Genomic DNA, 22,810 nt, shown 5'->3' with positions numbered 1-22,810 from the left:
GCGATCCACCGACGCCGGCCGCCGCTTGCGCGACAGGCGGTACAGGCAAGCGGCACGCTCAAGCATGGTGGAGAGGATCATGCAATCGAAAACGCATTACCAGGCCAATATTTGCGGGGGCGACTTTCAGCACGTTCAGCAGTGTTTCGAGACGTGGAGACGCAACCGCTCGTGTATCGGCGCAATCAGTTCATGTTCGAAGGCAAACGCGAAGTGCGGCCGCTGGCGGAAGGTCGCGTCTTCGACAACGGCGAGGTGGCGCAACACGTACTCGCGCAGACCTGCCAGCCGCGCGATCCCTATGCGATCGCCGCCGAGATACGCGATGGCGAACGCGATGTGTGGCTCGTGATGGCCGCATATGAAGAGTGACTGTTTAAAGGAGAGAAATGTATGGTCAATACACCCAATACGTCAGATGCCCTCAAGGGTCGCAAGGTCGCGGTGCTTGCCGTCGACGGATTCGAGCAGGCGGAACTGGTCGAGCCGCGGCGCGCGCTTGCCGAAGCCGGCGCGACGGTTCACGTGATTTCCGCCAAAGCTGGCAAGATTCAGGGGTTCAAGCACGTCGATAAAGGCGAGGCGATCGACGTCGACCTCACGTTCGAGAAGGCGGCGCCCAACGATTACGATGCGGTCGTTTTGCCGGGCGGCGTGGTGAACGGCGATGCGATTCGCCTGTTGCCGGCGGCGCAGGCGTTCGTGAAAGCCGTGGACAAGGCGCACAAGCCGATCGCGGTGATCTGCCACGGCACGTGGCTGCCGGTGTCGGCGGGCATTATCAAAGGGCGCACCGTGACGAGCTGGCCGAGCCTGCAGGATGACATCCGTAATGCGGGCGGCACGTGGGTCGACAAGGAAGTCGTCGAAGACGGCAACTTCATCACGAGCCGCAAACCCGACGATTTGCCCGCGTTCAACAGAACGTTGATCGCGCAACTTGCGCGCGCGGCGGCGTGAGCGCCGTTCACTCATGAACATCACGTTTTCCAACGACCCGCCGGACTTCGATGGCTCGAACCTGATGCTGCGGTTTATCGCCAACGTCGACGGCGAGCCGGTGGAGTGCGCAGTCACCGCCGAAGCGCTGGAAGATCACTTCGGCGCGAGTTCGCCGCAGGAGGACGAACTGCTGCGCGCGTTCGAGCGCGGCCGCGCTCGAATCCGCTCGGTTTGCGCCGACGCGCTCGAGCGCAACGACGGCGCGAGCGTCGAGCTGCATAGCGGCCTCTTTCGTGTCGAAGGGATGTAGCGCTTAGGCACGAAGGGATGTAGCGCTTAGGCAGCGCAAGGCTTAAGCGAAAAAAGACGGCGGCCCGTTACAAGCGGCCGCCGCGCGCTTAAATCGAAGACTCGTTCGAACCTGATGCTTGAACCCAGGGTCTGCTTAAACCCAAAGGGCTTGCGGCCGTGCATGGCGGCCGGTGTCACGGCGCGACATGGCGCGTGGCGGGTCGATCTCCGGCTTGCCTTGTACCCCTTGCGCCGTCTCGCAGCGCACGGGCCGCACGGACGATAAGCCGTCGTGCGCAGCGCCGCAGGCCAATGGTTCGTCGAATCCCGCGTGCCTTTGAACCGCCGGTCCGGCGAGACGCTCGCGCACCTGCACGGCGGCGGCCGCCGACGCGACGATCACCATTAGCACGAGACATTCGGCCCTTCTGATCTTCACCATCGTTTTCTCCTTGTCGTTGCTGCCGACTTTTCTGGTTTGCCGCGAAGTGGCAGCAAACGGCGTACCCGCCAGTACCGGGCACGCCGGGTGCGACGCTTTCAATGCGCAAACCGGCGCGTCGCGACCACTTGAAAACGGATGGACCAATGTGTGTGCGCGCTCAACCTGAAACCATGGAGGTGTCGAATGGCTACGAACGTGATTTCGGCGATCAACGACCTGATTGAAACATCGAAGGATGGCGAGCAAGGCTTTCTGAAGGCCGCGGAAGACGCACACGATGCGCAACTGAAGGAATTGCTGCGCTCGCGCGCCGATGCCTGCACGCGCGCCGCGCGCGAACTGCAGGATGTGGTGATGCAACTGGGCGGCAAGCCCGAGAGCGGCGGCTCGATGTCGGGCGCTCTGCACCGCGGGTGGGTCGATTTGAAGTCGGCGGTCGGCAGCCGCAGCGACCACGCGATACTGGCCGACTGTGAAAAGGGCGAGGACGTCGCGAAGAAGCGCTATCAGGAAGCACTCGAAAAGGATCTGCCGGCCGATGTGCGGGCCGTCGTCGAACGGCAATTCCAGGGCGTGTTGCAGAATCATGATCGCATCCGGGATCTGCGCGACCAGTATGCGGCCACAAAGTCCTAAGTCAGGCAACCAAGGCAGGTAATCAAGGCAGGTAATCAAGGCGGAGAAGCGGGCGCGCGCGGCAAGGGCCGCTCGCATCCGGCCTATCAAAAAAGAGCGCCGACGCTTTCCCAGCGCCGGCGCTCTTTGTCTTTCAACTGCGGCGGTCAGTGTTGCGACCGCTCTGTTGCGTCAATCCTAAGCCGCTACATCAGCCGATCCCCCAAGGGCATTTCAGCCGCGAATCGGTCATTCATCGTTATTCGGACGCGATCTTCAGGTGATTCTTCACACCGCGCACGCCGTCGACGTTCTGCACGACATCCTGCGCAGCCGACTTGTCGTCGGCCGATGGCACCGAGCCCGTCAGCCACACGATGCCCTTGCGAGTCTTCACATGGATATGCGTCGACTTGACGTTTTTCGCACTGAGCAATTCCGCCTTGACCTTCGTCGTGACCGTGCCGTCGTCGAAATGTTGTCCCAGGGTCTCGGACGACGCGGGCGGTGCCGATGCACTCGTCTGTGCGGTGGCGTTCAGGGCGAACGCGACGCACGCGATGCTGCCTGCGGTCTTGAGGAGCTGGATCGTTTTCATGGGTTCTCCTTTTGCGTGAATTTCGCTTGAATCATCGGAACGCGGTTGCGCCGCGCTGGGCGCAGATAGCCGCACCTTCCCAACCGCAAGCCGCGTGCCCGGCATCGCATGTTGCGTTCGGGATGACCGGCGCGCATCGCCCGGATACCGCTGGATCGGGCGTTCCGGCTGCGGGGCCGGGCGTGCCGGTGCGCGCCGCCGGCGCCTGGCGCGGCGCATGGCGTAGGGCGCCCGCCTTTGCCGGACACTTGTAAAAAGCACGCGGCGCGGATCCCCAGCAAGCGCCGTGCAAAAGCATAAATGTGAGAAAAAACAGGCGATTGGCGAAGCTGGTACGGCAGTTGCTCTAACCGGGGAAGAACCGCTTTCGATCACCAACAGGACCATGCCTACAATGCCGCCTTCAATTGAACTACGAGCGAGGCAGTCATTCGCGCTTACTCCGCGTCTGCAACAGTCCGTGCGGCTATTGCAGCTGTCGTCGCTGGAATTCCAGCAGGAACTGCGCACTGCGCTCGATACGAATCCGTTTCTGGAATACGATCCGTCGGCCCCCGAGGATGGCGGTATGACCGACGTCGCCGCGGCGGATGGCCAGGCGGCCGCCGAAACACTGCCGGCCGCGGAGCGCGACCCGGCGCTCGACGGCTCGACCGCGGAAACGCACGGCGAAAGTATCGTAGCGGACGATGTCGGCGGCGATTATTCCGGCGACTCGTACAGCCGCGGGTCGTCGCGCTACAACGGCGACGGGGAAGGCAGCGACCCGGCGGAATGGGCGCGCGTGCAGCCGACGCTCCACGAGCAGTTGCATGATGCGCTGCGCCTGTACCGGCTCGACGAACGCGACCGCGAGGCGGCACGCGTCGTGATCGAGGCGCTCGACGACGACGGTTACTTGCGCCAGGACCTCGCCGATCTGACCGACGTCGTCGAGTTCGACCCGCCGCTCGCCGAAGATGAGCTCAACGTGGCGCTGCGGCTCGTGCAGACGCTCGATCGTCCCGGTCTCGCAGCCCGTTCGCTATCCGAATGTCTGGTACTGCAGATCGATGCGTTGCCGTCCGATACGCCTGGCCGCGACGTCGCCCGCAAGATCGTCGAGCAGCATCTCGACCGTCTCGCGCGGCGCGAGCATGCGGAACTGCAAAAGCAGGTCGGCTGCGACGCCGAGGCGCTGCGCATTGCTTGCGCACTTGTGCGCAAGCTCGACCCGAAACCCGGCAACTCGTATGGCCGCAGCGACGAGAACTACGTCGTGCCGGACGTGCTCGTGCGCCAGGTGCGCAACAAGTGGGTCGTGACGATCAACCCGGCCGTCTTGCCGCGGGCGCGCATCCATCGCATGTACGCCGAACTGTTCGCGCAGTCGGCAGGTGCGAGCCGTTCGCCGCTGGCGCAGCAGTTGCAGGAAGCGCGCTGGCTGATCCGCAACGCGCAGCAGCGCTTCGATACGATCCAGCGCGTGGCCGAATGCATCGTCACGCATCAGAAGGCGTTCTTCCAGTACGGCGAGATCGCCTTGAAGCCGCTCGTGCTGCGCGATGTCGCCGACGAGCTGGGCCTGCACGAATCGACGATCTCGCGCGCGACGGGCAACAAGTACATGGCCACGCCGCGCGGCATCTTCGAGTTCAAGCACTTCTTCCCGCGCGAGCTCGGCACCGAAAGCGGCGGCACCTGTTCGGCAGCAGCCGTGCGTGCGCTGCTCAAGGAAATGATCGCCGCGGAGAACGTGCGCGATCCGCTCTCGGACGTGACGCTTGCGAAGATGCTGGCGGATCAGGGCGTGCTCGTTGCACGGCGCACGGTCGCGAAGTATCGGCGGCTCATGAAAGTGCCGCCCGCGGAGATGCGCAGGCAGGTATGAGCGGGGTCTGCCGCGCCTCATAAACGTGATCGGCATCGCATGCACAGCGCCTTTTCAGGCGCTGTGTTTTTTTGTGCGCACGCCCGACGGCCGTGATGGATGACGGCGGCGAATGACCACGCGTCATGGCTCCTGCAAATGATTGCGCCGATAACGATCGCCGGCATTCATGCAATGCCGGCGAACGCCACGGCGCATTGGCTTTGTGCATGGCGGTGTTTCCAAACCGAACGCGATGCGCATCGCTGGTTACGCGTCTGAAACAGCTTTGCTTGCCGGCCGCGAAATAAGGCCTCGCGCATGGCGAACGGGGGTTGCGGAGATTCGTATGCTCGAACTCGCGAAAAAAGCGCATGGAAGTGAAAGCGGCCGACAGGCGTTTGAACGGCACCCCTAAAGATGGTGCGCGGATGGCGCGCGGCCGTCGCGTATGACGTTCATCGAAACTCGCCGGCCATGCATGCACACCGCGGATGCGCGGGCGCGGCGCGTTCGGGGTGGAATACGCCTGCCCGGCCGGGTGTTTTACGAGGTGACCAAGGGACGAAAGGTCAGACAGCGTACGAAGCCTTACCGGGCTCTCTCACCTTTGCAGCGAGTTTTCCATGTCCAAACCTTCAAAGATCCTGCTCTACTACGACGGCACCCGCGAAGCGAAAACGGCGCTGCGCCACGCAGCCGAGCTTGCGCTAGCGCTGGAGGCACACACCGACGTGCTCGCGGTCGTCGATACGACTTCGACCATAGCCGCGACCGGCTGGTACCTGTCAGATCTTGCCTGCGCGTGCGTGCAGGATGCGGCAATGATCACGCTGCGTGAGGCGCTCGATCATATGGAAGGTAACGGCGTGCCTGTGCGTGGCCATATGGCCTGCGGCGACGTCGTCGACAGTATCTCGACGCATGCCGGGCTGCTGAATTCGGACATTCTGGTGGTCGGCCACCGTCCGCGCAGCGGTCTTTCGCGCTGGTGGAACCGGGGCCTCGCGCATGACGATCTGATGGCGCGATGCAACGGCCGGCTGGTCGTGACAATTCCGTGTAACTGAGCCCCCGCCTATCGAGCCGATGCCTCGCGCGGCCCTCCGCCGCAGCGCGGGGGCGCCAAGGCCGACCGCGCACCGTCGGTGCGCCTGCCCCGGCAGACATGCGGATTCTGACAATGGAATAACGCCGCGCGTCAGGTGTTATGACGGTTGCAGGTTGCCGATACCTGCCACGTAGCCGAGGCGCGCTGGGCAGCTTTAGCGCGAAAAGCGGCGGTTTCAGGCATTTGTAAGGAGCGCAACCCGTGATGAGGCGGCCGCTGGAGAACGTCAATGGCTGATATACCGGTTACCGAATCACCGCCGACCTGCCGTGTTGTGCGGCCGGGCCAGCACGCGAATGCGAAGCAGCAGCTGCAGCACGCGGCCGGTATTTCGGCGGACACCGTCGGCGCGAAGGGCATTCACATGCAGATCGCGACGATTCCTCCGCTTGCGCGCGCGAAAGCGCACAAGCATGTAGGGCACGAGACCGCCATCTACATTCTGAGCGGCAAGTGCGGCGTCTGGTTCGGCGAGGAGCTCGAGCAGCATCTGTTTGTCGGTGCGGGCGAATTCTTCTACACGCCGGCGAACATGCCGCATCTGCCTTACAACCCGAGCGAAGAAGAGGCCTGTGTCGCGGTGGTTGCACGCACGGACCCGCATGAAGAGGAAAGCGTGGTGTTGCTCGACGACCTCGACAGGCTGTTCCCCGATCCGGCCGGAGCTTACAGGCTTCCGCGGACAAACAAAGAAACGTCAGGCGAGCGCTGATGGATCAGCGAGGCCTGCGATATCCAGCAGGAAGACAAATGAAAGTTTTCTACGATAAAGACGCCGACCTCTCACTCATCAAAGGCAAGCAGGTCACGATCATTGGCTATGGCTCGCAGGGCCATGCGCACGCTTTGAACCTGAAGGAAAGCGGCGTGAAAGTGACGGTTGGTCTTCGTAAAGGCGGCGCTTCGTGGAGCAAGGCTGAAAACGCAGGTCTCGCTGTGAAGGAAGTGGCCGAGGCGGTAAAGGGCGCCGACGTCGTCATGATGCTGCTGCCCGACGAGCAGATCGCCGAGGTGTACAAGAGCGAAGTGCACGCCAATGCGAAGCAGGGCGCGGCACTTTCGTTCGCGCACGGTTTCAACGTGCACTACGGCCAGGTGATTCCGCGCGCGGACCTCGACGTGATCATGATCGCGCCGAAAGCGCCGGGTCACACCGTGCGCAGCACGTACTCGCAAGGCGGCGGCGTGCCGATGCTGGTCGCGATTGCTCAGGATAAGTCGGGTGCGGCGCGTGAAGTCGCGCTCTCATACGCGGCGGCCATCGGCGGCGGCCGTGCCGGCATCATCGAAACGAACTTCCGCGAAGAAACCGAAACCGACCTGTTCGGCGAACAGGCCGTGCTGTGCGGCGGCACGATCGATCTGATCAAGGCCGGTTTCGAGACGCTCGTCGAAGCGGGCTACGCGCCGGAAATGGCCTATTTCGAGTGCCTGCATGAACTGAAGCTGATCGTCGACCTGATCTACGAAGGCGGCATCGCGAACATGAACTACTCGATCTCGAACAACGCCGAGTACGGCGAGTACGTGACGGGCCCGCGCATCATCACGGAAGAGACGAAAAAGGTGATGAAAAGCGTGCTGAACGACATTCAGACGGGCGAGTACGCGAAGAGCTTCATCATCGAAAACCGCGCCGGTGCGCCGACGCTGCAATCGCGCCGCCGTCTGACGGCCGATCACCCGATCGAGCAGGTCGGTGCGAAGCTGCGCGCAATGATGCCGTGGATCGCCAGGAACAAGCTCGTCGACCAGTCGAAAAACTAGGCATGGAACAAACAGGCAACGTGCGGGGCAGCGGCGCAGCCAGCGAGGGTGACGGATGATCGGCTCAACAGATAAGCAGATTCGGGATGGTAAAACGATGACGAGATCTCGAGTACTGACGATCGATGACGACCCGAAAACGGGCGTGGAAATCGTCGCGGAACTGAAGAACTACGGATTTTCCGTCGACTGGGTCGGCGACGGGCGCGAAGCGCTCGCACGCGCGATCGGCGGCGGTTACGACGCGATTACGCTGGAACGCATGCTGCCCGGTATCGACGGCATGAGCATTCTGGCTGCCATGCGCACCGTCGGCGTGCAAACACCGGTGCTGATGTTGAATGTTCCCGACGACGTCGACGAACGCATCCGCAGCTTGCGCGCACGTGGCGATGACTATCTGACGCGTCCGTACAACTCGGGCGAGCTGATGGCGCGCCTCGAAGGTCTGATTCGCCGCAGCCAGGAGCCTGGCACCGGCAGCACCGCGCGCGCGGATACGCTGCTGCGCGCCGGCCCGCTCGCGCTCGATCTTGCTGCGCGCAGGTTGACGCGCGATGGCGTCGACATCCCGTTGCTGCCGACCGAATGCCGCGTGCTCGAATTCATGATGCGCCGCGTGGGACAAACGGTGACGCGGATGATGCTGTTCGAAGCAGTCTGGAGCTATCACTTCGATCCGGGTACAAACCTCATCGAAGTTCACATGAGCAAGCTGCGCAAGAAGATTGACATGCCTGATAAAGAATCGTTTCTGAAGACCGTGCGCGGCGCGGGATATGTGCTGTCGGTATAACCGGTTTCAATCGAGTGTGAATCTGGCACATGAATCCGGCGTTTGAGTTCGCGCATGGCCGTTTTCAGGCAATTGAGTTTTAGCGTCACGTTGAAAATGTAAGAACCGCCAATCGGCGGTCTTTAGTCGCCTTGAACGAACCAACATATTATTGGTTCACAAAAGACCAGAGATCCGGAAGGTATTTTTTAAGGGTGTTTTGCAAGAACCTGACATATGTCGCGCTTTGCATAATTGCGTTGCAGAGCGATTCGTTAGGGAGAAAAGATGGTTCTTCCTAAACGAATGCTGTTCGGTTGCCGTAACGATGTGCTTTGGTTAAGGTCACGTATGAAAGGGAATGCGCCGGTATGCCGCGTTTCCTCTCGGGTGCGTCGAAGCAAAGCGGTGGCTGGGCCGACAGACGGCAGGGCGCTGTGTAATGGGCAAAAAAATGCATCGCAAGGATATCGAAATGAGATCTGCGCGAGCACATGAAACCAGGATTCTGACGGTGCAAAAACGAATGATATTAGGCAAACCGCACGTATCGCGCGACCCCGCCGGGGTGGTGCTTGCGATGGTCTGCCGTCGTATCGGGACGGCGCCGTCGCGCGGGTGGCTTGTGCTACTTGCGTCCAAAAGGAGAGTAATGGTTTCCGACTTGACTACCTGGCAATTGGCCTGCAATTCGAGTGGTGATCAACGATGACTGCCTTCGTTTCTTTTTCTAATTGCGTTAGCCGGGTTGATAAAGGATGCGCCAGCAAACGTTTGCGATCGACGCTAAACTTCGTCTGCCGCCGGTGTCTGCGGAATAACGCAGAATCATCGACAGAACAGAAACGTCACGCGAGGAATTACGCCGATGAGCGTCGCAGATTTTCCCAGCATCCTTCCAGAATTGCTGCCGAGGTTGTGGGCGTTCGCGCTACGCATCTCTCGAGATCAGCACGATGCGGAAGATCTGGTGCAACGTGCATGCTTGCGCGCGCTCGAGCGGGCGCATCAGTTAAAGCCGGATACCTCTCCGTTGAGCTGGATGTATTCGATCGTACACACCACGTGGATCAACGAATTGCGCGCGCGCAGCGTGCGCAGCCGTACGAGTGCGGAATGGGACGACAGCTACCTGGAAACTGTCGCCGACCCTTCCGCGCCGGATCCTGAAGCCGACGCGCTCAACCGGCAGATCGTTCGAGCAGTCGAGCGATTGCCGGATGCGCAACGCACCGTTATGCTGTTGGTAGTTGTCGAAGGGCTTAGTTATCAGGAGGCGGCCCAGGTACTCGGAGTACCGGTAGGCACCATCATGAGCCGTCTGTCGCGCGCGCGGCAGGCCGTTGGGAGTCAGTTCGGCACGCGACAAGACCAAAAAGTGAAAGACAGCATCAAAGGGTAAGGAGACGGGGAATGAAGATTGACGACATCCTGTTGTTGTCGTACGTCGACGGCGTGCTGCCGGCCGATCAGAAGCAACAGGTTGAAGAGGGGATCGGGTCGTCGGCTGAACTCGCGGAACGTGTGGCGTTGCTACGCGCGTCTCGGCTACCTTATCAGCACGCGTTCGCGCATCAGAAGTTGCCTGAGGTGCCCGAGCGTCTGGTGGAACTGGTGAGTCGCATTGCGCGCGGTGATGTCCATGCGCAATACGACGAACCGTACGACGACGCACCCACTGCGAAGGCTGATGAAATACGCGCGCCCGCGAATCCCGCGGAGCCGCCTCCAGCTGGCGTACCGCCGGCCTGGCAATTGTCGCGTCGCCCGACGTTTCGCGTGGCGCCTGCCTGGCTTGCGGTCGCGTTCGTTGCGGGTGCGTTCTGCTGGGGCGCGGTGTTCCGGCTTGCCGCGGATTCGCGCACGGGCTCGGGCATGTTCGACGGCACGCCGCTCGCATCGCTATCGGGCAGCGCCGCATCGCCGTGGGTGGTGGCCGCCGCGGGCTATCAGCAACTCTATGCGCACGAAACCCTTGCCGAGGTGCAGCCCGACATGGTGCAGTCCGCGCATATCGTCGACGAGATCCGCCAGGAAGATGGGCTCGACGTGCATGTGCCCGACCTGAGCGCATCCGGTCTCACGTTCAAGCGTGTGCAGCGCTTGCGCTTTCACGGCAGGCCGCTTGTGCAGATCGTTTATCTGCCGGCGTCCGGTTCGCCGGTGGCGCTGTGCGTGACGAAAGAAGCGAAGCCCGATCGGGCGATCGCCGAACAACGTATCGACGATATGAGCGTGGTGACGTGGAGGCGCGGGCAACTCGGCTACGCGCTGATCGGCAAACGCGATGGTGTTGCATTGCCCGACTTGGGCAAGATGCTGGCCGATAGTCGCAGCAGCCAGTTATTCGGCAAGGCATCCTTTGACTCGCTGCTTGCCAGCATGACCTGATACGGCACGCCGTGCCGCATGCGCCGCGATGGTGTCGCGCCGACGTGATGGCGCGACCGTATGGTGGGCTCGCGCTAATGAATTCGTGCGCGCTGATTCATCTACCCGCCATGTACTCGCACGTTCACGTTACGACGGCCTATGAACGCTCCGAGAGCGAGATCTGCGTTGCTGAAGCGGCCTACAAACTAGCGGCCTACAACTTCAGCGGCCTTCAACTTACCCAGTAAAGTTTAACGGATTAGCGTTCGCGAAGATTCGCTATTCTCGCAGGTGTTTTCGCGCGCGGCGAAAGTCGCGTCAGAAAGGCGCACTTCGGAAAAGCGCATCCAACAGCGCATCGAACAGCGCATCGAACGCGGCCGGTGGCTGGTCCAAGGCCACAAGGCAGCGCACATCAGATTCCTGTTTAACGTTTGCGCGGCAAGCTGGCTTCGATCGGTCGGACATCAGGCGACATTGCCCGCGATGATGTTGAAGTGCGGGCTTCTGCCCGGCCTACGGCCGCCTTGCATCCATTCACGCACCGAAGTCGTCATTTCCTCGACGACGCCGAATGTATCTTCATGGTCGACGCTGAACTCGAGCATCAGCCCATTCGGGTCCTTGATGTACAGCGACGTGCAGAAGCCATGCTGGAGCATCAGGGGCTCGTAGCCGGCCTTCGTGAGACGCTGTTCGATTTCGTCTTGCGTGGCGGCTTCGACGAGCAGTGAAATATGCACGAAGAGCGATTGCTCCTTTTCCTTCCACGCGGACTGCTTTTCAGGATCGTCGAACGTGAAGAACGCGAGCGTGCTGCCGTCGCCGAGTTCGTAAAACGCGTAGCCGAGGTCGACGCATGTTTCGCCGATCTGCTCGCATTCGACTTCATAGGCGACCAGCGGCAGGCCCAGAACCTTTTCGTAGAAGTGGCGCGTTTGCTGGTGGTCGTCCGTTGTAAAGGCATGGTGATGCAACCGCATTGGAAGCTTCTTCAACGGCCGCACGGCCTTCTCAAACACCGACTGATTCATCATTGCTTCAACTCCTTTGCTGCTGGATGTAAACACGAGGTGGCGCCCCTTGCGCCTTGCAGCCGTGCCGGCACGCAAATGGCCGCACCACCCGCGACGCTCCGATTCTGCTCTGCGTCAATACGCATGCTGCTCAGCTAAAACAACTGGGGCAGGCGATTATTCCTGGGCATTCGCTCGCGCTTGCCGTGAATATCGGCTCATGGGAAACGGCGCTTCGCCGCACGCGCACGCGACGTATCCGATTGGGAATATCGAAATGTAACCACGAAGTAGTACATGAGTTTCCAATGCGGAATCGAAGGGCTTCATACGGATGTCATCGACTGCAGGCTGATCGCGCGAGCATTACAGCAAGGCAACAAAACTGGGCGTAAACAGCCGGAATCGTAGTGAACGCAACCATCCGTTGCGACTGCGCACCCAGGAGGTCTCGCGCTACATCATTGGCATTGAATACGTAGGGGTGGTTCGAGCGTCGATTCGTCCATAAGCGCCGTTCGCCTCATCGTTAGCCCTGCAGCGAAAAAGAGCGTATTGGTCGGCTGATTGTCGAGGCCGTTGCCAGATGCGACTCCCCCTAAGCCCGGTTGAACGAATGCCGTGCCGTTTGCGGTGTTGGCGTACCCATGAGAACGCCGCTCGACTGATCGAACGCATGAATCGTCCCGTCGCCGAAGTTGCCGGTCAGTACCGCATTGCTGAACGGCCCGAAATCCGACGGCGCCTGCGCGATGCTCCACGGCGCGTTGAGCGGACCGGCGGACGTTTGCATCGTGGTGTTGACGGAACTGGAACTGCCGCCTCCGCCGCACGCCACACGCATCGACAAAGACGCACCGCCGACGATGGTGCCTAACGCCTTAAGCACGGACTTCACGGCCGTCCTCCTCGGATCACCGGGGATTTGCTACGGACACGGAACGAAATGCCTGCGCGCTTTATTCCTGCGGTAACGAGACCGTTCGCGGCGCATCGTGCGCGGACGCGTGCGCTATGATCGATGCTCCAAAAAAGAGCGGGAAAGAAGGAGCGACCCATGGATCGTTTGACGGCGATGGAAACTTTCGTCAGCGTGATCGAGGCCGGATCGTTTTCGGGCGGCGCGCGCCGCCTCAATGTCGGGCAGCCGGCCGTGTCGAAGTCGATTGCGCAACTGGAGGAGCGGCTGGGCGTGCGGCTCGTGATGCGCTCGACGCGCGGTCTCACGCCGACCGAAGCGGGGCAGCAGTACTACCAGCGGGCAAAGCGCGCGATCGAAGAGATCGACGAGGCCGAGCTCGTTGCGCGCGGCGCGGGCGCGGGCCTCTCGGGCCGCTTGCGCGTGTGCGCCGCGGTCACGTTCGCGCGGCTTCATATCGTGCCGAAGATGAAGACGTTTCTCGCGCGGCATCCGGAACTGAACGTCGACGTGGTGCTCGACGACCGCAATATCGATCTGCTGGAACAGGGCGTCGATGTCGCGTTCCGCATGGGCGCGCTCGACGACTCGAGCATGACCGCGCGCAAGATCGCGCAGAGTCCGCGCTTCGTGATCGGCACGCCCGCGTATTTCGACGAGGCCGGCGTGCCGGCAGCACCGGCCGACCTGGCGTCGCATCAGGCGATCGTCTACGAGCCGCGCGGCGGCGGCACCGCCTGGTCGTTCAGGCGCGGCAGTTCCGAAACCGCGGTGGCGGTAGGCGGCAGGATGCGCGTGACCGCCGCGGAAGGCGTCCGAGCCGCGGTGCTCGCGGATATGGGCGTCGCGGTGGCTTCGGAGTGGATGTTTGCGCCGGAACTCGCCAGCGGCGAGGTGCGGGCGGTGTTGACTGAATGGACGCTGCCGCCGGTCGAGCTTTGGGCCGTGTTCCCGACGGGGCGCATGGCAAGTGCGAAAGCGCGTGCGTTTACGGCATTTATCGAGGAGGCGCTCGGCGCGGACTGCGCCGATAGCGCGGAGACTTCGGCGCCGGCATGACTAGCGGCACAAGCACGGGCACAAGCACGGCCACCACTACCGGCACCGCATCACGCGCCATATCGCCACGCGTACCCATCGCCTTTACGCATCACGCGGCCGATCGACGTTTCCGGAAAATGCGCGGTAAACAGCAGCGCGTCGCGCTTGACCGCGTAATCGAGCAGCCAGCGCCGCGAACTGCGCGCACGATTCTCGTCGAGCGCAAACGTCGAGCACCATTCGGGCCGATACACCTGCAGCGGGTTGTGCATCACATCGCCGCAAAAAAGCGCCTCATAGCCGTTCGAGCGGATCGAGATCGCCATATGCGCAATGCTGTGCCCTGGTGTCGGATGAAACACGATGCCGTCGAGAAACTCGCCGCCGGTCTCGGGAATCATGACGGCCTGATTCGACTCGAGCACGGGCAATACGCTGTCCTCGAACACCATCCGGCGGCTGGCGCCCGCGCGCGTCGCGAAGAAATCCTTTTCCGCCCGCGGAAACACGTACTTTGCGCGGCCGAATGTCGGCACCCAGCGGCCGTCGACGAGATGCGTGTTCCAGCCGACATGGTCCGCGTGCAGATGCGTGAGCAGCACATAGTCGACGTCGTCGGGCTGCACGCCCGCATGCGCAAGGCGCTCGATAAACGACGTCTGCAACTGGTCGAAGCGCGCGTTGAACGGACGGTACTTGCCGTTGCCGATGCCGGTATCGATCAGCAGCGTGTGTCCACCGGTGCGGACCACCCACGTATGCACGTTCAGCATCGCTTCCTCCTGCTGCACGTCGAGCGTGGCCGGCGACAGCAGCCGCCCCAGTTCGGCGCAGCAGATCGTGCGCCAGTTCGGATAGAGGAATGAAAGCGGCAGCGCAAACGCGGTTTCAGTGACGCGGGTGATCGATACGTCACCGATCTGATGAGTAACGGTACTGAATGCCAATTTTGCCTCGAGACATCGAGCCTCGGCGTGCGGCTCGCGCAATCGTGTGCGCAAGGCATCGCATGCCGTTGCCGTGAAAAAGACTCATTGTTGGTGTTCGGACCGTGTACGTCTTGCCAATTTGCACAGCGTTTGTTCGATACGCCGTGATCGCGGATAGCGGAGCGGATGACGGGATATCGGAAATTTTCACGTCCTAACTGCGGCGAGTACGCCACCAGTCGCGCACATAGCGCATGGCGCGCGCCCACGGCGGATCGGCGAACAGCACGAACGCGCCGGCCGCGAGACACCCGCATGCAAGGAAGGTGCCGCGATAACCGATGCCGGCCACGAGCAGGCCGGACAATACGCCCGAGAGAATCGAGCCGACGCGCGACGCGTTGAAGAATAACGCGGTGGCCGCGCCCGGCTTGCTCGGCATCAGATCCTGGATATACGTCATGCCGAGACACGACGTGACCGCGACGACAAACGCATTGAGCCCCTGCATCGGAATCAGCATATCGATCGAGCCGGCCGCCGCCATCGCGATGAAATAGATCACATGCACGATGCAGCAGGCGGCCAGCCAGCGCATCTTGTTCAGCGTCGCGCCGCGCGCGCCGAGCGCGAGCATCATCGGGATCTCGAGGAACGCGCCGAGGCCGAGCATGATCGATACGTCGATGCGCGCGCCATGCATGCCATGCACGATGTAAAGCGGCAGCACGATCATCGTCGCGTTGGCGGCGAGGCCGATCAACGTCAGGGCGATGACCGAACGCCAGATCTGGCGCGCCGGCGCGCTCGGGTGCGTGTAATCGGGCTGCACGGGCTGTTCCGGCTCCGGCGTGGTGACTTCGAGCGACGATGCCGGATCGCCGGGAACATGTTCGGGCGCGCGATGCAGTTCGGCGCCGGGTACCTCGTGCATGCGCCAGATAATCGCCGCGCAGCCGGCAAAGCTTGCGGCCGCGAACAGAAAGAGCCCGTGAAAATTCGCCGCTGCCAGCACCAGCGCGCCGAGCGACGGACCGAATACCCATGCAACCGACAGCAGCGTGCGCAGCGTCGCCGTTGCAAACGCGCGCTCGGCTTCGTCGCGCACCGGCAGCGCGGCGCGGCCGAACGAAAACACGAGGGAAAGCGCGGAGCCGCCCGCACCGAGAAACACGATGCCGACGACGAGCAGCGCATGATAGTTGCGCACGAAACAGATCAGCAGATAGCCGAGCGCCGAGAGCAACAGCGCCGCGAGCAGCAGCGGGCGATGGTGACCGCGCCGGTCCGACCACTTGCCCGCCCATGCGCTGATCGCGACACCGCTCGCGGCGATCAGTGTCATAAAGACGCCGAGCATGAGCGGCGTCATCTGGGCCTGTTCGACGCCGAACAGCGACAGATACGGCGCGGTAAACGACATCGCGACACCGAGCATCAGCGTCGCGGCTGCGAGAGGCAGGAAATGCGGAATTCGGGCGAGTTCGACGAGTCGGGCGTTCATTGCTGCTGAGAGGATCACTGCGCTGCGTGGGCCGCGCACCATGCGAGCGAGCAACGCGGCACGCACAACGGCGCCGCGCTACGCGCTCAATGCAGGTTGCATCGCGCGCCGATCCGCTCGCAGCGTCGCCGTCGAATCAGCACAGCCTCCGATTCACACGACCCACGCCGCGACATCCGCCGGTCCGACCTCGCGATTGCCCAGCACGAAACGCGCATTGTCCGGCGCGTTGGCTCGCCATGCAACCTCGCCGTAATTGAAAACAAATTGCAGGCTGCCCAAGCGCTGCAAACGTACGCCTTCGGGCAGTGCCGTCACGACAATCCCAGCATCGCGCGAAGCGCGTGCGAGCAGCGCGCGCAGCGATGCGTCGTCGAAGCAGGCGGTGGCCATGCGCACGCGCCCGGCCTGCACGACCGCGGGCAGGCCGTCGTCGAATGCCGCGGCGACCGTGACGCCTGCGCCGGGTTCGACGTGATCGCGCCAGCGCAACCCATGCCCTGCGACGCCGTCGATCGTCACGGCCGGGCGCAACGTGGGTCGCAGCGATTCGCTTTGCAGCACGCGCACGCTCAACGCGGCCTGCAACGGGCCCGGCGGCAGCGTGGCCGGAATCGTGAAGTCGCGCGTTCGCGAACCGGTGCGCGGACCGAATAGCCATTGCGCATGGCCGCGTGCGATCTGCGCGACAAGACTGTCCGGCATGATCGGCAGCGACGGCGCGACGACGAGCGCGTAGCCCGATACATCGGCGTGAGGGGAGAGCATATCGACGTCGATGCCCATCGACCGGAATACGCTGTACCACTCGAACACAACGCGCTGATAGTCGAAATCGGCGCCGTGCCGCTGGATCTGCACGATCCAGTCGGCTTCGTAATCGAACAGCAGGGCGACCGGCGCGCGCTGCTGGCGCGCGTTGCTGGCGTTCGCAACGAATTCGGCCTCGAACGCGGCGATCTCGCGCGCGACCTGCGCGATCTCATGACCGCCGGCCGTCAGCGTGTCATCGGGTGCGTGGATGCCCGAATGCATCTGTTCCTGCGCAAACGGTGCCTGCCGCCAGCGGAAATATGACACGAGCTCGGCGCCGTGCGCGAACGCCTCCCATGTCCAGAGCCGCGTCATCCCGGCTTTTGGGATTGGGTTATAAGGCGCCCAGTTGACCGGCCCGACCTGTTGTTCCATCACCCACATGCGGCCGCGGCCGACGCCGCGATACAGATCGTGATTGAACGATGGAATGTCCGGATGGCCGCTTCTCGCCCAACGATGTTTGACGTCGTCGTCAAACCACAGCACTTCGGTGCGCGGAATCGGGTAGCTGTCCCACGCGGCGACATCGAGGCCGCTCTTCGCGAACTCGTAGTGATCGAAGGCGGTGAAACAGCCCATGAAGTTATGCAGCAGGTCGCGTCCCGGCGCATGCTCGCGGATCAGCTCGCCTTGCAGCGCGTGAAAACTCGCGGTTTCGGCGGACATGAAGCGCCGGAAATCGAGCCAGTGGCTCGGGTTCGCATCGGTCGGCGTGCGGTTCGGCAGGCCGATTTCGTCGAAATTGCGGTACTCCATGCTCCAGAACACGTTGCCCCATGCATCGTTGAGCGCGCCGATGTCGCCATGGCGCTTCGTGAGCCATTGCGTGAAGCGCACGCGCGCGGCCTCGGTGTAGGTCGGCACCGTATCGTGGCAGCCGAGTTCGTTATCGGTTTGCCAGGCGACGACCGCAGGGTGCTTGCCGTAGCGCCGCACCATCTGTTCGACGATGCGCGCGCAATGCTGGCGATAGATGTCGCTCGAAATGTCGTAGTGACGGCGCGAACCGAAGTTGTACGTCATGCCGTTCTGCGCGACCGGCAGAATGTCAGGGTGCCGATGCACGAGCCACATCGGCGGCGCCGCGGTCGGCGTGCCGAGCACGACTTCGAGACCGTGCCGCGCGAGCACGTCGATCACGGTATCGAGCCATTCCCATTCGTAACGGCCCGCTTCCGGCTCCATCCGGCTCCACGCGAATTCGGCGATGCGCACGCGGCGAATGCCGAGTCCGGCCATGCGTCGCGCGTCGCTCTCCCATTTCTCGCGCGGCCATTGTTCGGGGTAGTAGCAGACTCCTAAACGCATGAGTGTCTCGCTTTCGAATAGATGAAGCGTTGAATGTCGATAGGCACGCGCGCGCCGAACCGCGCACGCGCATCGGCGTGCGAAGGATGAATCAGCGCGGCGGGGCTTTTACGGTTTGCTTAACCTTTCGTCGCACCGAACGTCAGGCCCGCGACGAAGTGTTTCTGCATGGCGAAGAACATCAGCACCGACGGCAGCGCGGCGAGCACCGAGCCTGCGGAGACGAGGTTCCACGCAGTGGTCCACTGGCCCCGCAAGGCAGCGACACCGACCGTGATCGGCGCGGCGTCGTCGCCTTGCGTGAGGCACAGCGCCCAGAAGTAGTCGTTCCAGATAAACGTGAAAACCAGAATGCCGAGCGCGGCAAGCGCCGGACGCACGAGCGGCAACACGATGCGCGCGTAGATCGCCCATTCGCTCGCGCCTTCGACGCGCGCCGCTTCGATCAGCTCATACGGCAGCTCGCGAATGAAATTGCGCAGAAACAGCGTGCAAAAGCCGGTCTGGAATGCGATATGAAACAGCATCAGCCCCCAGACGGTGTTATAGAGCCCGAGGTCCAGCGTGAGTTGCCGCACCGGAATCATCAGGATCTGGATCGGCACGAAGTTGCCCGCGACGAAAATCGCGAGCAGCAGCATGTTACCGCGGAAGCGATAGTTCGCAAGCGCGTGGCCGGCCATCGACGCGAGAAAAATCGACACCACCACCGCCGGCAGCGTGATCAGCACGCTGTTCATGAAGTAATGCAGCATCGGCGTCTGCGTGAGCGCGATCTGGTAGTTCTCGACGAGCGCGAAATGCTGCGGCCAGCCCCAGTAATTGCCGGCGGAAAGCTCGTCGCTCGAGCGGATCGACGTGGTCAGCACCGCGATCAGCGGCAGCAGCCATAACAGCAGTGCGAACGGCAGCGAGATCTTGTACAGCAGACGGTTAGCGGGGCGCCAGCGCGAAACGGGCATCGGATACATGGCGGGTCCTCACGATTCGCTGCGCACGAGGCGGCGCAGCTGCCAGACGATAAAGGCAAGCATGATCAGGAACAGCACGACGGCGATCGCGGCCGAGTAGCCTTCGCGGTAGTACTTGATCGCCTGGTCGTACATGTAATAGGCGAGCACGGTCGAACTGTCGAACGGACCGCCGCCGCTCATCACCGAAATCAGATCGAAGCTGCGCAGCGCGCCGATCACGGTCAGCACGAACGCCATAAACGTGGCGGGGCGCAGTTGCGGCAGGATGATGTGCCACAGCAGCTTGAAACCCTGTGCGCCTTCCATGCGCGCGGCCTCGACGATTTCGCTATTGATGCCGGTCAGCCCGGTCAGATAGAGAATCATGCAGAACGGAATTTGCGGCCACAGGGCGGCGAAAATGATGCCATAGGTCACATAGCGCGGGTCGCCGAGCACCGGTATGCCGTGGCCGATAATCAGCTTCAGCAGGCCGAACGTCGGGTCGTAGAACCAGCTGAACACCAGACCGACCACCACACCCGGCAGCACGAACGGCGCGAAAAACAGCGACTTCACCAGCCGTATGCCGCGCACGTTCTGGTTCAGATACAGCGCGAACGCAAGACCGATCGGCGGTGCCAGCAGAAATAGCACGAGCCACAGCACATTGTTCTTTAGCGCGACGTAAAACGTATCGGTCTGGATCAGTTCCGCGTAGTTCGCGAGGCCGATAAACGTGCGCGGCGTCATGCCATCCCAGTTGTAGAAGCTCAGCATGATGCTGTTCAGCACCGGGTAAACCACGTAGATCGCGAAAATCAACGCGCCGGGCAGCAAAAACATCAGCGCCGCGCGATTGCGCCGCCGGTTCAGCGGCGACTGGCTTTTGCGGCGAACGCGGTTTGCGCTCGCAGTGTGATCGGAGAGAGTCGTGGACATACGGTTTCCTCGCGCGGGGTACGGCGTGGGCTGGGCTCGCCGCCCGTTGAAGCAGAATCAGCACCAGCGTCGGCATCAGAACCGGATTCAGGCCGGGCGCAGCAGCCCGGCCGTACAACAGGGGCTCGACGTGCGAGCCGCTGCTTGCGCTACTTATGGTAGATGCGCTTGCGGGTCTGTTCCAGCCGCGCGAGGATCGAGTCGATCTGGCTCGGATCGTTGAAAAACTGCTGCATGCCCTTCATGCCTTCGTCGGCCATTTCCTTCGTCATGTCGCGATCGTAGAACTGCGCGACGCCGCCTGGCGTGTTCGAAAGAATCTGAAAGCCGATCTTCGAGATCGCGTCCTGCGGCTCCGGCGCCTTGTTGTTCGACGGCAGCTGTCCCCAGCCCTTGGCAAGCTCGCCGTTGATTTCGGGCGTGGACATGAACGCGAGCAACCGGTGCGCGTCCTTCTTGTTCGCTGCCTTGGCCGGAATCATCAGGATGTTCACCGGACCGTCTTCGGCCATCGGCACGGCGGAGTCGATCGCGGGAAAGCGGAAGTAGCTCATCTGTTCGCGCGTGGCATCGGGCAGGGCTGCCGAGAAGAACGTGCCCATCAGCATCATCGCCGCCTTGCCGTTCACGAGCAGCGGGCTCACCGAATCGACGTCGTACGACAGCGCGTTATCGACAAAGTACTGGTCGTCGATCAGCGTTTTCCACGTGGTGTAGACCTTCTTCACGCGCGGATCGGTATAGGGAATGTCGCCGGCCATCAGCTGTTCGTGGAACTGATAACCGTTGATGCGCAGATCCAGATAATCGAACCATGCGGCAAGCGTCCACGAATCTTTCGCCGGTACGGCGATCGGCGCGATCCCGGCCGCCTTCAGCTTCTTGCAGTCCTCGAGGAATTCATTCCATGTTTTGGGCTCCGACGTAATGCCGGCCTTCTGGAACAGGTCCTTGCGATAAAAGAAGCCGTACGAGTCGTAGCCGAGCGGCGCCGCGTACTGCTTGCCCGCATAGGTGGAAGGCGGCTTGACCGATGCATAGGTCTGGTTCCAGCCGTTCTTCTGCCAGTCCGCGCTGAGGTCGTCGAGCAGGCCGCGCTTGGCGAAGTACGCCATCCGTTCGCCGTTGTGCCAGCTCAGCACGTCGGGCGGATCGGTCGCGAGCCAGCCGGAAATCTGCACCTTGTACGCTTCTTCGCCGACGTAGGTCACTTTCAGATCGACGTCGGGGTTCGCTTTCTGAAACTGGTCGAAAGCGTTTTGCCAGACCGCGCGCTGATTGCCGCGCGCCGATACGTTGACCTTCAGCGTCGCTGCGTCGACATACGCGGCGGTGCCGAGTGCGAAGCATGCAATGCCCGCGAGCAGCAGGCGGCTTGCCTTGAATTTCATCGTTGTCTCCAGTCCCATCTCAGGATGGTCGTATGTCTCGTTTTATGGCGGCGGAGACGCAAAATTTAAGCGCTTAAATTTTTGCCGGCAATGCCTGCATTTGCTTTACCATGTGCCGCGTCTTCCTCCGTTCCGCTAAAAGTAGCCGAGCCGTTCCGCCTACGCAACCTTTGGAATGTCGTCTTAATATATGGACACAGCACGCACCATGGCACGTCTCGAAATGCCGCGCGCGAGCGGTGATCGCGCGTATACCCGCATGCGCGCACGCCGCCGATGGTGACGCTCGCCGAAGTCGCGCGTCACGCGCAGGTGACGGCGGCCACCGTTTCGAACGTGCTGCGCAATCCGCAGAAAGTGCGGCCCGCCACCGTCGACCGCGTCATGGCGGCGGTGCGTGAACTCGGCTACCGGCCGAACCTGACCGCACGCGCGCTCGCGGAAGGCCGCACCTCGACGCTCGCGCTGATGCTGTCGAATATCTCGAACCCGTTCTACCCCGAGTTCGTGCTCGAAGCAGAAGCCGCGGCGCGTCGCCACGGCTATTTCCTGCTCGTTTGCAATACTGACGATAACCCTTCGATCGCGCGCGCGTATCTCGACAAGATCGCCGGCACGCTTGCCGCCGGTGTGATCGTGATGAACACCGACGTCAGCGCGGACGAACTCGCGGGCATCGCCGCGCGCGGTTCGACGCTCGCGCTATGCATGTGGGAAGGTGCAAAGACATCGCGTGCGCTGCCGTGCGTCACGGTCGACTACGCGTATGCGGGCGCGCTGGCCGCCGATCATCTCGCGGGGCTTGGGCATCGCCGTATCGGCACGCTGCTCGGCGAAGGATCGGGTGGCCCGCAGTCGCTGCGGTTAAAGGGCTTTGTCGATACGCTGGCCGCGCACGGTGTCGATACGGCCGCATTGCGTGCTGCGTCATGCCGCGATTCGATCGAAGGCGGCTATGAGGCGGCACGCACATTGCTCGCCGCGCATCCGCAACTCACTGCCTTGTTCGCGACGAACGACCTGATGGCGATCGGCGCGATTCAGGCGGCGGCCGACAGCGGCCGGCAAGTGCCGCACGATCTGTCCGTGATCGGCCTGACCAATATTCACCTGGCCCATCAATTCCGGCCCGCGCTGACAACGGTCGGCTTTCCGACCGCGTCTATCGCATCGATTGCGGTCGCGCTGACGATCGACCGCATCGAAGGCCGCAAGGCGAAGCGCG

At 62.4% G+C, this 22,810-nt stretch carries 21 protein-coding genes and 2 pseudogenes; 13 read left to right on the top strand and 10 right to left on the bottom strand.

All coding sequences use genetic code 11. From position 1 onward, the window contains the following. Window positions 1-79 precede the first annotated feature (79 nt). The 3 genes and pseudogenes from ACYPXD_RS21565 (at window position 80) to ACYPXD_RS21555 (ending at window position 1,252) form a co-directional block, all read left to right on the top strand. Window positions 80-372, top strand: a pseudogene (locus ACYPXD_RS21565) (hypothetical protein). A gap of 21 nt (window positions 373-393) precedes the next feature. Continuing rightward, window positions 394-960: a type 1 glutamine amidotransferase domain-containing protein gene (locus tag ACYPXD_RS21560; RefSeq protein ID WP_459715647.1), complete on the top strand. Its 567-nt coding sequence runs from the start codon at window positions 394-396 to the stop codon at window positions 958-960. 13 nt (window positions 961-973) lie between these two features. Next, window positions 974-1,252 carry a DUF1488 family protein gene (locus ACYPXD_RS21555; RefSeq protein WP_459715644.1) on the top strand — a complete coding sequence of 93 codons (279 nt, stop codon included), beginning with the start codon at window positions 974-976 and terminating at the stop codon, window positions 1,250-1,252. A 135-nt stretch (window positions 1,253-1,387) separates the two neighbouring features. On the opposite strand, the gene ACYPXD_RS21550 is transcribed toward ACYPXD_RS21555, so the two are convergent. Further along, window positions 1,388-1,675, bottom strand: a complete 288-nt coding sequence (locus ACYPXD_RS21550) for a hypothetical protein (protein WP_459715642.1) — start codon at window positions 1,673-1,675, stop codon at window positions 1,388-1,390. Window positions 1,676-1,861: 186 nt separating this feature from the next. On the opposite strand from ACYPXD_RS21550, the gene ACYPXD_RS21545 reads away from it, so the two are divergent. Next, window positions 1,862-2,314 carry a PA2169 family four-helix-bundle protein gene (locus ACYPXD_RS21545; RefSeq protein WP_459715640.1) on the top strand — a complete coding sequence of 151 codons (453 nt, stop codon included), beginning with the start codon at window positions 1,862-1,864 and terminating at the stop codon, window positions 2,312-2,314. Window positions 2,315-2,552: 238 nt separating this feature from the next. On the opposite strand, the gene ACYPXD_RS21540 is transcribed toward ACYPXD_RS21545, so the two are convergent. Then, complete coding sequence (locus ACYPXD_RS21540) at window positions 2,553-2,891, bottom strand: BON domain-containing protein (protein ID WP_459715636.1); 339 nt, start codon at window positions 2,889-2,891, stop codon at window positions 2,553-2,555. A 394-nt stretch (window positions 2,892-3,285) separates the two neighbouring features. Between ACYPXD_RS21540 and ACYPXD_RS21535 the strand changes: the two genes are divergently transcribed. The 7 genes from ACYPXD_RS21535 (at window position 3,286) to ACYPXD_RS21505 (ending at window position 10,784) form a co-directional block, all read left to right on the top strand. After that, the gene (locus tag ACYPXD_RS21535) at window positions 3,286-4,761 is read left to right on the top strand and encodes an RNA polymerase factor sigma-54 (protein ID WP_459715633.1); all 1,476 of its coding nucleotides are present in this window, start codon (window positions 3,286-3,288) and stop codon (window positions 4,759-4,761) included. Between the two features lie 605 nt (window positions 4,762-5,366). After that, window positions 5,367-5,810 carry a universal stress protein gene (locus ACYPXD_RS21530; protein ID WP_459715630.1) on the top strand — a complete coding sequence of 148 codons (444 nt, stop codon included), beginning with the start codon at window positions 5,367-5,369 and terminating at the stop codon, window positions 5,808-5,810. Between the two features lie 270 nt (window positions 5,811-6,080). Continuing rightward, entirely contained in the window at window positions 6,081-6,563 is a 483-nt protein-coding gene (locus ACYPXD_RS21525; RefSeq protein ID WP_459715628.1) for a cupin domain-containing protein, read from the top strand. 38 nt (window positions 6,564-6,601) lie between these two features. Continuing rightward, entirely contained in the window at window positions 6,602-7,618 is a 1,017-nt protein-coding gene (gene ilvC, locus ACYPXD_RS21520) for a ketol-acid reductoisomerase (RefSeq protein WP_459715625.1), read from the top strand. A 97-nt stretch (window positions 7,619-7,715) separates the two neighbouring features. Then, window positions 7,716-8,414 (top strand): response regulator transcription factor, encoded by a 699-nt coding sequence (locus ACYPXD_RS21515; RefSeq protein ID WP_459715623.1) that lies wholly within the window; start codon window positions 7,716-7,718, stop codon window positions 8,412-8,414. An 847-nt stretch (window positions 8,415-9,261) separates the two neighbouring features. Then, window positions 9,262-9,795 carry an RNA polymerase sigma factor gene (locus tag ACYPXD_RS21510; protein ID WP_075160886.1) on the top strand — a complete coding sequence of 178 codons (534 nt, stop codon included), beginning with the start codon at window positions 9,262-9,264 and terminating at the stop codon, window positions 9,793-9,795. Between the two features lie 11 nt (window positions 9,796-9,806). Next, window positions 9,807-10,784: an anti-sigma factor gene (locus ACYPXD_RS21505; protein ID WP_459715620.1), complete on the top strand. Its 978-nt coding sequence runs from the start codon at window positions 9,807-9,809 to the stop codon at window positions 10,782-10,784. 449 nt (window positions 10,785-11,233) lie between these two features. On the opposite strand, the gene ACYPXD_RS21500 is transcribed toward ACYPXD_RS21505, so the two are convergent. Together ACYPXD_RS21500 and ACYPXD_RS21495 are read right to left on the bottom strand one after the other, a co-directional pair. Beyond that, window positions 11,234-11,803: a VOC family protein gene (locus tag ACYPXD_RS21500; RefSeq protein WP_459715617.1), complete on the bottom strand. Its 570-nt coding sequence runs from the start codon at window positions 11,801-11,803 to the stop codon at window positions 11,234-11,236. 435 nt (window positions 11,804-12,238) lie between these two features. Next, window positions 12,239-12,566: pseudogene (locus ACYPXD_RS21495) on the bottom strand (TIGR03118 family protein); the annotation flags it as partial. 273 nt (window positions 12,567-12,839) lie between these two features. Between ACYPXD_RS21495 and ACYPXD_RS21490 the strand changes: the two are divergent. Then, the gene (locus ACYPXD_RS21490) at window positions 12,840-13,760 is read left to right on the top strand and encodes a LysR family transcriptional regulator (RefSeq protein WP_459715614.1); all 921 of its coding nucleotides are present in this window, start codon (window positions 12,840-12,842) and stop codon (window positions 13,758-13,760) included. A gap of 50 nt (window positions 13,761-13,810) precedes the next feature. Here the strand turns inward: ACYPXD_RS21490 and ACYPXD_RS21485 are convergent, their stop codons facing one another. From ACYPXD_RS21485 to ACYPXD_RS21460, 6 genes are all read right to left on the bottom strand, one after another. Beyond that, window positions 13,811-14,689, bottom strand: coding sequence for an MBL fold metallo-hydrolase (locus tag ACYPXD_RS21485; protein WP_459715612.1), 879 nt, complete (start codon window positions 14,687-14,689; stop codon window positions 13,811-13,813). A gap of 196 nt (window positions 14,690-14,885) precedes the next feature. Beyond that, window positions 14,886-16,175 (bottom strand): sugar efflux transporter, encoded by a 1,290-nt coding sequence (locus tag ACYPXD_RS21480; RefSeq protein ID WP_459715609.1) that lies wholly within the window; start codon window positions 16,173-16,175, stop codon window positions 14,886-14,888. Between the two features lie 153 nt (window positions 16,176-16,328). Then, entirely contained in the window at window positions 16,329-18,299 is a 1,971-nt protein-coding gene (locus tag ACYPXD_RS21475) for a beta-galactosidase (protein WP_459715605.1), read from the bottom strand. Between the two features lie 119 nt (window positions 18,300-18,418). Next, window positions 18,419-19,270, bottom strand: coding sequence for a carbohydrate ABC transporter permease (locus ACYPXD_RS21470; RefSeq protein ID WP_459715602.1), 852 nt, complete (start codon window positions 19,268-19,270; stop codon window positions 18,419-18,421). 9 nt (window positions 19,271-19,279) lie between these two features. After that, window positions 19,280-20,194 carry a carbohydrate ABC transporter permease gene (locus ACYPXD_RS21465; protein ID WP_459715599.1) on the bottom strand — a complete coding sequence of 305 codons (915 nt, stop codon included), beginning with the start codon at window positions 20,192-20,194 and terminating at the stop codon, window positions 19,280-19,282. A 149-nt stretch (window positions 20,195-20,343) separates the two neighbouring features. Continuing rightward, on the bottom strand, window positions 20,344-21,585 hold the full coding sequence (locus ACYPXD_RS21460; protein ID WP_459715597.1) for an ABC transporter substrate-binding protein: 1,242 nt from the start codon (window positions 21,583-21,585) through the stop codon (window positions 20,344-20,346). Between the two features lie 276 nt (window positions 21,586-21,861). Here ACYPXD_RS21460 and ACYPXD_RS21455 point away from each other — a divergent pair. Next, window positions 21,862-22,810, top strand: a 949-nt coding sequence (locus ACYPXD_RS21455; RefSeq protein ID WP_459715594.1) for a LacI family DNA-binding transcriptional regulator, incomplete at its 3' end; no start/stop codon positions are given.

It is taken from the genome of Paraburkholderia sp. 2C, from assembly GCF_054589215.1.
The sequence above is the reverse complement of the archived record's forward strand: the minus strand, read 5'-3'. Positions and strand labels throughout refer to the sequence as shown.